Source organism: Morganella morganii (assembly GCF_019242955.1).
GTDB classification, from domain to species: Bacteria; Pseudomonadota; Gammaproteobacteria; order Enterobacterales; family Enterobacteriaceae; genus Morganella; species Morganella sibonii.
In genome coordinates, this window is sequence record NZ_CP066129.1 from 1,657,744 (window position 1) to 1,670,177 (window position 12,434).

The following is a 12,434-nucleotide window of genomic DNA, read 5'->3' on the forward strand; positions in this document are numbered from 1 at the left end:
GAAAATTATGTATAGCAGAATTAAAATTGTATCAGGGCTTTTATCCGTTATTCTTATATTCGTACTGTTGCAGCTGGCATCCAGCGGACTGATGTTCAGCAAACTGGGTGAAAACCGCGACAGTATTCACTTTTTGGATTCACTTCAGAGCCAGAGACAGGTACTTACCCAGAGTTGGGTTAACCTGATCCAGGCCCGCGCCAATTTAAACCGGGCTGCAAACGGTTTTCTGCTCAGAGAGCACACTTTTAAAGACGATGCCACCCCGGACGAGCTGATCAAACAAGCCACCCGTCAGTTAGCAGATGCGGATGCCGCGTATGCCCGCTATATGAAAATGATGGAAGGCACCAGTTACGACAAGGCCAAGTTTGAAAAACTGCTTTCCACCTATGAAACCTACCGTAATGCGCTGACCCGGCTGATGTCTTACGTCCGTGAAGATCAGCTGGAACAGTTCTACACCTATGCCACATCCGGCTATCAGATGAAATTCGAAGAGCAGTTTAATTCGTATTTCGACAGCATTTCGGTGGCATTCCGGGGTGAAGTGCAGAATGCGGAAGATAACTTCAGTGAATCACTGTATATGCTGATTGCACTGGCGGTTATCCTCGCGCTGATCGGTATCATCAGTTATCGCTATGTACAGCGCGGGATCATTCATCCTCTTAATGGCCTGGTTGATCGTATCAAAGTGTTTGCTGCCGGTGACCTGACTCCGACAGTGCCTGTCAACGGCCATAATGAAATCGCTGATCTCGGCCGCGGTGTGCAGCACATGCAGCAGGAGCTGATTAATACGGTGCGCGGTGTGCGTGACGGCAGTGAAAACATCTATCAGGGAACCAGCGAAATCGCCGCCGGTAACAATGATTTGTCCGCCCGTACCCAGGAGCAGGTTGCCTGTCTGGAAGAGACAGCCGCCAGTATGGAAGAACTGACCGCAACGGTGAAACAGAACACCGAATATGCCCATCAGGCCAGTGAGTTCGCCGGTCAGGCGTCCGAGATTGCCCGTGAAGGCGGCAAAGTGGTGTCCAACGTGGTCAATACCATGCTGAATATCGCTGACAGTTCCCAGAAAATTTCCGATATCACCGCTGTTATCGACAGCATTGCGTTCCAGACCAATATCCTGGCACTGAACGCGGCGGTTGAAGCCGCCCGTGCCGGTGAACACGGCCGTGGTTTTGCGGTGGTGGCGGATGAAGTCCGTAACCTGGCGCAGCGCAGCGCGGATGCGGCGAAAGAGATCAAAATCCTCATCGAAGATTCGGTATCCCGTACCGGAACCGGTGCCCGTCAGGCAGAAGATGCCGGTAAAACCATGACCCGGATTGTGGAATCCGTCACCCGGGTCACCGATATTATGGCGCATATCGCCACCGCATCCGATGAGCAGAGTAAAGGTATTTCACAGGTCAGTATTGCAGTTGCCGAAATGGACAAAGTGACGCAGCAGAACGCCTCACTGGTTGAGCAATCTGCGGTGGCGGCAAATGTGCTGGAAGAACAGGTGGCAAAACTGTCACAACTGATAGCCATTTTCCGTTTACCGGCCCTGAAACACAAGGACGATAAACATACTGAACCGGCGGCAAGAACGATTTCGAATGTCGTGAAAACCCCGGATCTCAGCAAAATATCATCGAAGAATCACCAAGATGATGACAATTGGGAAACTTTTTAACGACGCGTCTGTGCTTTGCGCTGTCAGGGAAACCTGACGGCGCTTTTGTGCATCACAGCGATAATAATAATTGAAGCAGGTGAGCCCGGCCGGACGCAGTGGGGATAGCATTATGTTTGGTAAGAGAATACGGATTTCTGTCAGTTTATATCTGTTGCTTATTTTCTTTTGCGGTATGCAGATAGTGTCCAGCGGATTATCGCTGGGGATTGTTTCATCAGAATTATCATCACTGGAACGGGTCGATCTCGGCTCAAAAAAACGGGCTTTGCTGGTGTCTTCTTATGAAGATCTGATGCAGGCCCGTAACCTGCTTACCCAGGTTGTTGTGCATATCAAAGTCGGCTCTGAGGAGAGCGATATCCGCCAGGTTAAAGCGGCGTTTGATTTACTGCTGGAGAAAGCAGCGGAAGATTACAATAACTTCAAATCCCAGCCGGTTCTCAGTGAGAAAGAGGATTTTGCCGGCATTGAGGAGCAGTACCAGTCTTACCTCAGTGTCATCAAAGAACTGCGTGGTTACATTGATAACGCCAATATCCCGGCGTATGTGGAACATCCGACTCAGATGTATCAGGATAAAATGGGTGCTGTGGTCAATGATTATCTGGCTCTGCTGGATGAGGAAAGCCGCAGTGCGATTGAGTCCGGCACCTTCTATAACCGTCTGGCGTGGATCATGTTCTTTTGCGTCACCGCCACCATTCTGCTGATTTCCGGCCTGGCCCATTTCTGGATGCGTCACAAAGTGATTAACCCGCTGACCAGCATGAGCGAGCATTTTATGCAGGTTGCTCAGGGCAAACTGAACCAGAAAATAGAAGTGACCACCCGCGATGAAATCGGAGTGGTATTCGGCCAGCTTAAACTGATGCAGGAATCACTGGCAGAATCTGTCTCAAACGTTCGTCTGAATACAGACCAAATGTATACCGGAATTCGCGAGATTGCGCTGGGCAATAATAATTTATCATCGCGTACAGAACAGCAGGCTGCATCGCTGGAAGAAACCGCCGCCAGTATGGAAGAGCTGACCGCGACGGTGAAACAGAACGCCGACAACGCCCGTCAGGCCAGTGAACTTGCGGTCACGGCATCGAAAACCGCCAGCCGCGGTGGCCAGATCACGGACAGCGTGATCGAAACCATGACCTCGATTGCCAACAGTTCGCAGAAAATCAGCGCCATTATCAGCGTGATCGACGGCATTGCCTTCCAGACCAACATCCTTGCCCTGAACGCTGCCGTGGAAGCGGCCCGTGCCGGTGAGCAGGGACGCGGATTCTCCGTGGTCGCCGGTGAGGTTCGTGCGCTGGCACAGCGCAGTGCGGAAGCGGCAAAAGAGATTAAGTCCCTGATTGATGAATCTGTTGACCGTGTCGGTCAGGGAACCCAGCTGGTGGACAGCGCCGGCAAGACAATGGAAGAACTGGTCACTGCCGTGAACCAGGTGACGGAACTGATGAGCGAAATCGCGTCTGCCTCCAACGAGCAGAGCCGCGGTATCGAACAGGTGGCAACCGCCGTCAGCCAGATGGATCTGGTGACCCAGCAGAACGCCGCACTGGTTGAGCAGTCAACAGGTGCGACAGCCGCACTGGAGGATCAGGCGAATAACCTGGTCGATACGGTCGCTTTCTTTGAGCTGCCGGAGAACAAGGGCATACAGTCCGGCTTTGCCGGCTGACGGTTCTGCTGATCCCCGCCCGCCCCGGTTCGTATCGCAGACCCGCGGCGGGCGGTAACTGATTGGTTTGTATTGAAACTGTCACTGAATCGTTTTTACCGAAAGGACAACAAGTACGATGCTTTTTGCGCCACAGATAGAACCACTCACAGATGATGAGTTTGGTCGGGTGTGCCGGTTTATTCATAAAAAGTCAGGCATCGTCCTTAGCATGAATAAAAAGAATATGGTCTACAACCGCCTGTTAAAGCGGCTCAGAGACTGCAATATGAGCACATTCGCCGAGTATCTGCGTTTGCTGGAACGGGAGCCGCTGCACCCGGAATGGCAGGCTTTTATTAATGCTATGACCACCAATTTAACCGCATTTTTCCGGGAGCCTCATCACTTTCAGACACTGACTGATTTTATCCGTCCCCGCCGTAACCAGCCGATCTCTATCTGGTGTGCGGCCGCATCGACAGGGGAAGAACCGTATTCGATCGCCATGACACTCAGTGATGTTCTCGGTGCGAACGCCATGAATGCCAAAGTGATCGCCAGTGATATCGATACCGAAGTTCTGGATAAGGCCCGCAAGGGTGTCTACCGTATCGAAGAGCTGAAAAACCTCAACGCCCTTCAGCGTCAGCGCCATTTTATGAAAGGGGTCGGGGAATATGAAGGCTATGCCCGGGTTAAACCGGCGCTCGGCCGGATGATTGATTTCCGTTATCTGAATCTGACGGACAACGACTGGCAGTTTCAGGGGCAGTTTGATGCCATATTTTGTCGTAATGTCATGATTTATTTTGATAAGGACATGCAGAAACAACTACTGGAACGTTTTGTTCCGTTACTGAAGCCTGACGGGCTGCTGTTTATCGGACACTCGGAGAACTTATCACAGCTCTCTTCGCGTTATGTCATCAGAGGACAGACCGTTTACAGCATTCAGGCTGCCGGGAGAAGTGATGAAAAAAATAAAAGTGCTTTGCGTTGATGACTCGGCGCTGATGCGTCAGTTAATGCGTGAAATTATTAACAGTCATCCGGATATGACCGTGGTGGACGTGGCACCTGATCCGTACGTCGCGCGTGATCTGATTAAACAGCATGAACCGGATGTGGTGACACTGGATGTGGAAATGCCGCGGATGGACGGCATCGATTTTCTGGAAAAACTGATGCGCCTGCACCCGGTGCCGGTGGTGATGGTGTCCACGCTGACCTCCAAAGGCTCGGAAGTGACCCTGAAAGCCCTGGAACTGGGCGCGGTGGATTTTGTCACCAAACCGCAAATCGGAATTCGTGAAACCATGATGAGCTACCGCGATCTTATCGGTGAAAAAATCCGTGCGGCGGCGATGTCAAAAATCACGCAGGGTAACCGCTTCCGCCGTCAGGAAAAAGTGACAGCAGCACCGGCGGTGATAAGCAAACCGCTGTCATCGTATGTCTGCCACAACCGCCTGATTGCGGTAGGCGCGTCAACCGGCGGTACCGAAGCTATCCGTCAGTTCCTGGAGATGCTGCCGCCGGAGTGTCCGCCGGTGGTGATCACCCAGCATATGCCGGCCGGTTTTACCCGCTCATTTGCCGAGCGCCTGAACAAGCTCTGTGCGCTGACAGTAAAAGAGGCGGAACACGGTGATGTGCTGCTCAAAGGGCATGCCTATATTGCCCCGGGGGATGCGCATATGCTGATCGCGGATAAAGGCCACGGATACCAGGTGGTGCTTCAGCAGACTCCGCCGGTGAACCGTCACCGTCCGTCCGTGGATGTGCTGTTTGATTCAGTGGCTGAATGTGCCGCACGCAAATGTATCGCGGTACTGCTGACCGGTATGGGTATGGATGGTGCGCGCGGTATGCTGAATCTGCGGCAGAAAGGGGCGGTCACTTACGCCCAGGATGAGCGCAGCTGTGTGGTATTCGGCATGCCGAGAGCGGCGATTGAACTGAATGCAGTCGATGAAATTCAGGATCTCGTCAAAATTGCCCCCAGTGTGCTGGGCAGACTTGCTGCCGTTTCCGCCTGACGGAACCGGTAATTATTCATTGTATTTATTCATTGTATTATTGCAGGAGTGGTTATGGCCGCTAAAGATTTGAATTTTCTGGTAGTTGATGATTTTTCCACTATGCGCCGTATCGTGCGTAACCTCTTAAAAGAGTTGGGATACAACAAAATTGAAGAGGCGGAAGACGGTGTGGATGCCCTGGAGAAAATCCGGGCGGGTCAGATTGATTTCGTGGTGGCGGACTGGAACATGCCGAACATGGACGGACTGGAGCTGCTGAAAACCATCCGTGCGGATGATGCGCTCAAACACATCCCGGTCATGATGGTGACTGCCGAAGCGAAAAAAGAAAACATTATTGCCGCCGCTCAGGCCGGTGCCAGCGGTTATGTTGTCAAGCCGTTCACCGCCGCGATCCTCGAGGAAAAACTGAATAAAGTTTTCGAAAAGATGGGTCTGAACTGAGAGGAATCAGCAGAAGGAAAGCAGGATGACGGAAAATAAATCAACGGACAGAAACAAAAACAGTGATGATGACTTAAAACAGATCATCACCAGAGTCGGTTTTTTAACGAGGATGTTAAGAGAAAGCATGCGTGAACTGGGATTAGAAAAGGGCGTGCAGCAGGCGGTCGCGACAATTCCGGACGGAAAAGACAGACTGCGTTACATCGCTCAGATGACCGCACAGGCGGCGGAAAAAACGCTCAACGGCATCGATACCATCAAGCCGTTACAGGTAAAAATGCACGAGGATGCCCTGGATTTGCAGGCGCGCTGGCAGTCCTGCCCGTCTGCGGAGGTTGATCCGGCATTGCAGGAATCCACCCTGGCCTTTATCCGCCGGGTGATTGACGGCAGTGCGGTAACCAAAAGTGAGCTGCTGGAAATTATGATGGCACAGGATTTCCAGGATCTGACAGGTCAGGTCGTGAAAAAAATGATGGAAGTGGTGGAAGAAACGGAGAAACAGTTGCTGTTTCTGCTGATGGAAAACACTCCGGCAGACATCCGCGCCAAACATCCGGTCGACAGCCTGAAAAACGGGCCGCAGATTGATCCGAAAGGGACAAACGTGATGGCATCTCAGTCACAGGTTGATGACCTGCTGGATGAGCTTGGTTTCTGACATAAAAAACCGCAGCAGGGATGCCGCGGTTCAGATCTGTCAGTCCGTCAGAACGGAAATCAGATACCCATAGCCTGTTTGACCTGGGCCATTGCTTCGCTGCCGGCTTTACATGCGGCATCCTGCTGGTCAGCAGGCAGTGCGGCGATCTGTTTTTTCGCATCGTCGTACTGTTTCATCATTGGTTCTAACTGAGCTTTAACCGCTTCGTTATCACCTGCTTTGTCAGTCGCTTTCTTCATTAAATCATCGACTTCAGCGAAGTATTTGTTACAGGTTTCAGTGGCACCCGGAACGGATGATGCTGATTTTTCTTCGCCGGAACACGCAGTCAGAGCCAGAGCCATTAAACCCAGAGAACAGGCTAAAATTGTTTTTTTCATTCGTGAGTACCTTGTGATTATCGTGGAATAAAACAGTGGCAAATTATAAAGTACCGGTAATAAGTGCCTATCGGAATTGTTCCTAATTTCACGAATTGTCCGAAATACGGACTTTCATCAGGTTCCGCAGCTGAAATTGGTTATTTTACGTGGCCGGCCACTGCCTCCGGGCGTCACTGAGTGATTTTCTGCTGATAAAACCGCCACTCCTGCTTTAATCAGGGAATTGCACCGTTAAGTTCGGTCATTTTCCACCATTGAATTTGCCGCACTCTGTCATGCTATAGCCATAAGCAAAATCCCGGCAGACGGCGGAGGCGTGTGTGTCTGATGAAAGTGATGTAGAAAAAACAGAAGAACCCACCCCCCATAAAAAACAGAAAGCCAAAGAAGACGGACAGATTGTCCGCTCGAAAGAACTCAGTTCACTGATGATGATGCTGGCGGGTATCAGCCTGCTGTGGTTAAGCGGCGGCCATCTGGCGGGACAGCTGCGGGATATTTTTCGTCAGGGATTTATCTTCGATAACTTTTATCTGCAGAACCCGGGGCTGATGCTGCGTTTTCTCGGAAAGGTGATTGGTGAAGCCTTGTTTGCGCTGCTGCCGGTTGTCGGTGGTCTGGCTCTGGTCGGTATTTCCGCCTCGGCGCTGGTCGGCGGTCTGGCGTTTAACACCAAATCCATCAAATTTGACCTGACAAAACTCAGCCTGCTGAAGGGACTGAAACGCCTTTTTTCCATGAATGCGCTGGCCGAATTATTCAAGGCGATTCTCAAATCCCTGCTGATTGGCTTGGGTGCGTGGATTTTTTTATGGCAGGCATGGCCGTCATTACTGCATCTGGCGATGGAATCCCCGTCAACAGCGATGGCAAACGCGATGCAAAAAGTACTTTTTGCCGGTTACCTCATCATTTTTATGCTGATCCCGATGGTGGCATTCGATGTGTTCTGGCAGTTCCGTTCGCACCTGAAAAAGCTGCGGATGAGCCGCCAGGAAATCAAGGATGAATTTAAACAGCAGGAGGGTGACCCGCAGATAAAAGCGAAAATCCGTCAGCAGCAGCGTGCGATGGCACGTAACCGCATGATGGCGGATGTGCCGCAGGCGGATGTGATTGTGACGAACCCGACACACTACGCCGTTGCTCTGAAATATGACGAGAAAAAAATGACCGCGCCGCGGGTTCTGGCCAAAGGTGCCGGTGTGCTGGCACAGCGGATCAAAGAGATTGGTGCGGAGAACCGCATTTTACTGCTGGAGGCTCCGCCGCTGGCGCGGGCACTTTACCGTCATGCTGAAGTGGGGCAGTCGATCCCGGCGGCACTGTATGCCGCAGTGGCGGAAGTGCTGGCATGGGTGTTTCAGCTGCGCCGCTGGCGTCGCGAGGGCGGCCTGAAACCGAAAAAACCGAAGAATTTACCGGTGCCGAAGGCACTTGATTTTGTTGGAGAAAATACCCGAAATGGCTAATCTGGCTGCACTTTTGAGATTACCGAAAACGATGCAGGGAGCACAATGGCAGTTACTTGCCGGGCCGGTCCTCATCCTGATGATCCTGTCAATGATGGTACTGCCGCTGCCGGCGTTTGTGCTGGATTTGCTGTTTACCTTCAATATCGCGCTTTCGATTATGGTGCTGCTGGTGGCGATGTTCACCCGCCGCACACTCGATTTTGCCGCGTTCCCGACTATCCTGCTGTTTTCCACCTTACTGCGCCTGTCGCTGAACGTGGCCTCAACCCGTATCATTCTGATGGACGGTCACACAGGTCCTGCGGCGGCGGGCCGGGTGGTGGAAGCCTTCGGGCACTTCCTGGTCGGCGGAAACTTTGCTATCGGGATTGTGGTCTTTATCATCCTGGTGTTAATCAACTTTATGGTTATCACCAAGGGTGCGGGACGTATTGCCGAAGTCGGAGCCCGCTTTGTGCTCGACGGGATGCCGGGTAAGCAGATGGCGATTGATGCGGATCTGAACGCCGGGATCATCAATGAAGAAGAAGCGAAGCGCCGCCGCACCGAAGTGACTCAGGAGTCCGATTTCTACGGCTCGATGGACGGTGCCAGTAAATTTGTCCGCGGTGATGCTATCGCTGGGATCATGATTATGGTCATTAACGTGGTCGGTGGTCTGATTGTCGGTGTGGCTCAGCATCATATGGCGCTGGGCGATGCCGCCAGTACCTATACGCTGCTGACTATCGGTGATGGTCTGGTGGCTCAGATCCCGGCACTGATTATCTCCACTGCGGCCGGTGTGATTGTGACCCGTGTGGCAACCGATGAAGATGCCGGTGAACAGATGGTCACCCAGCTGTTCAACAACCCGCGAGTGATGTGGCTGAGTGCAGGGGTTCTGGGACTGCTGGGGCTTATTCCGGGCATGCCGAACTTTGTGTTCCTGTTATTTACGGTGGCGCTGGCATCACTCGGCTGGTATCTGGTGAAGAAAAGTAAAGAGCCGGTCAAAGAAACCGAAACCAATGCGCAGGAGCAGCATTTCCGTGAGGCGAACAAAGTCACGGAAGCGACCTGGGATGATGTGGTGGCGGAAGACCTGCTGGCGATGGAAGTCGGCTACCGTCTGATCCCGCTGGTGGATAATGATCAGCAGGGTGAACTGCTCGGGCGTATCCGCGGACTGCGCAAAAAATTCGCGCAGGAAGTGGGGTATCTGCCGCCGGTGGTGCATATCTGTGACAACCTGGAACTGGCACCGACCGCCTACCGGATTCTGATCAAAGGCGCGGAAGTCGGGCGTGGTGAAGCGCAGCCGGGCCGCTGGCTGGCGATTGACCCGGGCAATGCAGCCGGCTCTCTGGAAGGCGATGCCACACAGGAACCGGCCTTTGGTTTACCGGCAGTATGGATTGATGATGATCTGCGTGAGCAGGCACAAATTCAGGGTTACACAGTGGTATCGGCCAGCACGGCGGTGGCGACGCACTTTAACCAGATCCTGCTGGAATACGCGAGTGACCTGTTCGGCCGTCAGGAAGCGCAGATGCTGTATGACCGCCTGAAGAAAGAGATGCCGAAGCTGGCGGATGATCTGATTCCGGATACATTATCTCTGACTATCTTCCATCGTGTATTACAGAATCTGCTGACTGAAAACGTCATGATCCGCGATATGCGCACCATCATTGAAACGCTGGCAGAGCAGGCCGGTGAGAATGGTGAGCAGAAAGATACGGATGTTCTGACCTCGCAGGTGCGTATTGCACTGGGTCGCGCCATCACCCAGCAGTGGTTCGGTGCGTCCGGGGAAATTCAGGTCATTGGTCTGGATGCGGGGCTGGAGCAGATTCTGTTACAGGCGTCGAAAAGCGGTGGCGGCCTGGAGCCGAACCTGGCACAGAATATCGAAATGCAGGCAATGAATGCCGTACAGCACCAGGAAGCCATGGGCGCACCAACGGTATTGCTGGTCAATCACTCACTGCGTCTGATTTTATCCCGTTTCCTGCGCCGCAGTCTGCCGCAGCTGGCAGTAATGTCTAATCTCGAACTGAATGACCGCCGTCAGATACGGATGACCTCTATGATCGGCGGTTAATACCGGACAACATAACCATCCAAAGGGGAACCCGCGCACGCAGGTTCCCCTTTTTGTTATATGCACCGCCGTTCTTCCCGGGAAAAAGTTTTTATCACTGATGAAAAGCGGTGACGGGCTTTGTTTATCCGGATATCTGAATTGTTGTGTAATGATTGGGTTGCCAGCCGGGTATCCGGAAAAATGATCGGTACAACCGGTACTGATTATGTCAGGTCAGCACTCCGGGAAGTGTATAAAGGTATGATGTGAGAGCATCCTGTTTACCGGTGTGATATCAGGAAGGCACGGCAGTAACGCAGGATGATAAACAGTGAGATTATACGCAGGGGAGATTAACTGCCGGGGGAGGGCAGTTAATTATCAGACAGAAATTTTTTTGCCGAGCACCGGGGTGCGGGATTCCTGGCCATCAGAGCCGTAAGTTGCCTGGTTATTATGTTTTTTCATAAAATCCAGCCGTTCCTGATTAAACTGCATATGCAGCTTCAGCATCTGATGATTGCGGTAATTCATTTCTTTCAGCGTGGTGGTCAGATCTCTGATCGCATTCCAGACAGTGTGCATGGTTTCATTATTTTCATAAGGGGCACACAGACCGCTTTCCTGCTCCAGCGCCTGACGGCGGGTTTCATTATGGCCGATAGCGGCAACCAGAAAGCGTTTCTGCTCCGTGGCTTCCTGAAACGGGGACTGCGGAACACGCGGGTAGCCGAGTAACAACTCTTCATTTTTCATCACCTGGTGCAGTGACTGCAAATGAGAGAGTTGTTGATCCAGCAGCGGCAGCAGTTGATCAGCCATTAGTTGATCAGTCATTTTTATCAGCACTGTCCATGGATAACATGCATTCATGTGCATCGCGCAGCAGGCCGTCAGCAATTTTACCGGCGTCCATCCGTAATGTGCCGTCTTTCAGTGCCTGTTTGATTTCAGCGACTCTTGCCGTATTAATATCGTTTTTACCCGGTGCAAGCAGCTGCTTCTGAAGTTCGCTCGGCGAAAATGCGCTTTCGCGGACTGTCTCTTCAGCCTGAATTTTTTTATCGCGCACCGGCGCGGCCAGCTCTTTCGGATCGCGGTTAGTCACTTTGGTCAGTGCTGAAATCGCGGATGTTTGCTCAATTGCCATATCTGTTTTCCTTTTCCCGATCTGTATGAGATGGAGGGGCGCCTCCCTTGTGCTCATTGTTTATCGGCAATCTTATCTGAAACTTTATATCTAAATTTATCACTCAGCATATAACTACAGTGACACTTTCACGCTGCCGTTTTCAAGGGCTTCGCCGCTGATAACCTGACCATTGACCAGCCGGACGCGGATTGGCGTTCCGGCGGCGGCATTATTAATGGCACGGCCTTCATATTTTACCGAGAAATTATCACCGTCCGCCATGACAAAAACACTTTGTCCGGCTTTTATTGCCCAGGCTTTGCGGGTCATCGAGGCAACATAGGTCTGGCCTGCATCAATATTGCGCAGGGCAATTGCACCGCGGAGCGACATTTTATCGGTAACGGCGCCCGCAGGCAATTTGTGAAGTAATCCGCGTTTTGTGCCGATATCCACAAACTGAACAGTATCACCGCGCTGAATCTGCCGGGTCGCCACGTAATACTGACCGGTGACATTGACAGCCAGCTGCATAAAGGTGCGTTTTTTGCCGCATAACACCGGCAGAGACACATTACCGGTGTTGCGTCCGCCCGCAGGCAGTTGCAGTACCGGATTTTTGCAGGCGGGCCAGCGGTCGATCGGGGTTTTTATCTCAACAGATACCTGCATCGGTTTCGGATGCAGCTGACGGAAGTAACGGTTGATATCTTCCGGTAAACCGGCGTGTGCTGAGGCGGAAAATACCAGTAATCCGCTGATAAACAGGGTGCGGTAACGGGATGTCATTTTCTTCTCCTTGCACAAACACGGTTATTTCTGATGGTCGCAGTTTACGCAATTTCCGCACTGTTGAATCCG

The 12,434-nt window shown here is 52.1% G+C and carries 12 protein-coding genes; 8 read left to right on the top strand and 4 right to left on the bottom strand.

Going from position 1 to position 12,434, the window contains the following annotated elements:
• Positions 1 to 7 precede the first annotated feature (7 nt).
• The 6 genes from JC793_RS07530 (at position 8) to JC793_RS07555 (ending at position 6,512) form a co-directional block, all read left to right on the top strand.
• Positions 8 to 1,693 carry a methyl-accepting chemotaxis protein gene (locus JC793_RS07530; RefSeq protein ID WP_046892442.1) on the top strand — a complete coding sequence of 562 codons (1,686 nt, stop codon included), beginning with the start codon at positions 8 to 10 and terminating at the stop codon, positions 1,691 to 1,693.
• A gap of 112 nt (positions 1,694 to 1,805) precedes the next feature.
• Entirely contained in the window at positions 1,806 to 3,380 is a 1,575-nt protein-coding gene (locus JC793_RS07535; protein WP_166707500.1) for a methyl-accepting chemotaxis protein, read from the top strand.
• Positions 3,381 to 3,498: 118 nt separating this feature from the next.
• Positions 3,499 to 4,362: a CheR family methyltransferase gene (locus JC793_RS07540; protein WP_218428027.1), complete on the top strand. Its 864-nt coding sequence runs from the start codon at positions 3,499 to 3,501 to the stop codon at positions 4,360 to 4,362.
• Positions 4,334 to 5,401, top strand: coding sequence for a protein-glutamate methylesterase/protein-glutamine glutaminase (locus tag JC793_RS07545; protein WP_046892439.1), 1,068 nt, complete (start codon positions 4,334 to 4,336; stop codon positions 5,399 to 5,401). Before JC793_RS07540 ends, JC793_RS07545 begins: the two co-directional genes overlap by 29 nt.
• A gap of 54 nt (positions 5,402 to 5,455) precedes the next feature.
• Entirely contained in the window at positions 5,456 to 5,848 is a 393-nt protein-coding gene (gene cheY / locus JC793_RS07550) for a chemotaxis response regulator CheY (RefSeq protein ID WP_004236857.1), read from the top strand.
• A gap of 25 nt (positions 5,849 to 5,873) precedes the next feature.
• Positions 5,874 to 6,512, top strand: a complete 639-nt coding sequence (locus JC793_RS07555; protein ID WP_046892438.1) for a protein phosphatase CheZ — start codon at positions 5,874 to 5,876, stop codon at positions 6,510 to 6,512.
• 59 nt (positions 6,513 to 6,571) lie between these two features.
• On the opposite strand, the gene JC793_RS07560 is transcribed toward JC793_RS07555, so the two are convergent.
• Positions 6,572 to 6,895 carry a DUF5339 domain-containing protein gene (locus JC793_RS07560; protein ID WP_046892437.1) on the bottom strand — a complete coding sequence of 108 codons (324 nt, stop codon included), beginning with the start codon at positions 6,893 to 6,895 and terminating at the stop codon, positions 6,572 to 6,574.
• 323 nt (positions 6,896 to 7,218) lie between these two features.
• Between JC793_RS07560 and flhB the strand changes: the two genes are divergently transcribed.
• Positions 7,219 to 8,370 (top strand): flagellar biosynthesis protein FlhB, encoded by a 1,152-nt coding sequence (gene flhB / locus JC793_RS07565; protein ID WP_054425696.1) that lies wholly within the window; start codon positions 7,219 to 7,221, stop codon positions 8,368 to 8,370.
• Positions 8,363 to 10,459, top strand: coding sequence for a flagellar biosynthesis protein FlhA (gene flhA, locus JC793_RS07570; protein ID WP_218428029.1), 2,097 nt, complete (start codon positions 8,363 to 8,365; stop codon positions 10,457 to 10,459). The genes flhB and flhA overlap by 8 nt, the downstream gene beginning before the upstream one ends.
• Positions 10,460 to 10,822: 363 nt before the next feature.
• Here the strand turns inward: flhA and JC793_RS07575 are convergent, their stop codons facing one another.
• From JC793_RS07575 to flgA, 3 genes are all read right to left on the bottom strand, one after another.
• Positions 10,823 to 11,263, bottom strand: coding sequence for a flagella synthesis protein FlgN (locus tag JC793_RS07575; protein WP_182105064.1), 441 nt, complete (start codon positions 11,261 to 11,263; stop codon positions 10,823 to 10,825).
• 7 nt (positions 11,264 to 11,270) lie between these two features.
• Positions 11,271 to 11,591 (bottom strand): flagellar biosynthesis anti-sigma factor FlgM, encoded by a 321-nt coding sequence (flgM, locus tag JC793_RS07580; protein WP_218428031.1) that lies wholly within the window; start codon positions 11,589 to 11,591, stop codon positions 11,271 to 11,273.
• A 114-nt stretch (positions 11,592 to 11,705) separates the two neighbouring features.
• The gene (gene flgA / locus JC793_RS07585) at positions 11,706 to 12,362 is read right to left on the bottom strand and encodes a flagellar basal body P-ring formation chaperone FlgA (RefSeq protein ID WP_054425700.1); all 657 of its coding nucleotides are present in this window, start codon (positions 12,360 to 12,362) and stop codon (positions 11,706 to 11,708) included.
• Between the last annotated feature and the right edge of the window lie 72 nt (positions 12,363 to 12,434).

What these genes read in the sequence shown, in the direction of transcription:
- cheY (WP_004236857.1), top strand. Translation starts at nt 5,456, where the DNA reads ATGGCCGCTAAAGATTTGAATTTTCTGGTAGTTGATGATTTTTCCACT.
- JC793_RS07530 (WP_046892442.1), top strand. Translation starts at nt 8, where the DNA reads ATGTATAGCAGAATTAAAATTGTATCAGGGCTTTTATCCGTTATTCTT.
- flhA (WP_218428029.1), top strand. Translation starts at nt 8,363, where the DNA reads ATGGCTAATCTGGCTGCACTTTTGAGATTACCGAAAACGATGCAGGGA.
- JC793_RS07575 (WP_182105064.1), bottom strand. Translation starts at nt 11,263, where the DNA reads ATGGCTGATCAACTGCTGCCGCTGCTGGATCAACAACTCTCTCATTTG.
- flgA (WP_054425700.1), bottom strand. Translation starts at nt 12,362, where the DNA reads ATGACATCCCGTTACCGCACCCTGTTTATCAGCGGATTACTGGTATTT.
- JC793_RS07555 (WP_046892438.1), top strand. Translation starts at nt 5,874, where the DNA reads ATGACGGAAAATAAATCAACGGACAGAAACAAAAACAGTGATGATGAC.
- JC793_RS07560 (WP_046892437.1), bottom strand. Translation starts at nt 6,895, where the DNA reads ATGAAAAAAACAATTTTAGCCTGTTCTCTGGGTTTAATGGCTCTGGCT.
- JC793_RS07535 (WP_166707500.1), top strand. Translation starts at nt 1,806, where the DNA reads ATGTTTGGTAAGAGAATACGGATTTCTGTCAGTTTATATCTGTTGCTT.
- JC793_RS07545 (WP_046892439.1), top strand. Translation starts at nt 4,334, where the DNA reads ATGAAAAAAATAAAAGTGCTTTGCGTTGATGACTCGGCGCTGATGCGT.
- JC793_RS07540 (WP_218428027.1), top strand. Translation starts at nt 3,499, where the DNA reads ATGCTTTTTGCGCCACAGATAGAACCACTCACAGATGATGAGTTTGGT.
- flgM (WP_218428031.1), bottom strand. Translation starts at nt 11,591, where the DNA reads ATGGCAATTGAGCAAACATCCGCGATTTCAGCACTGACCAAAGTGACT.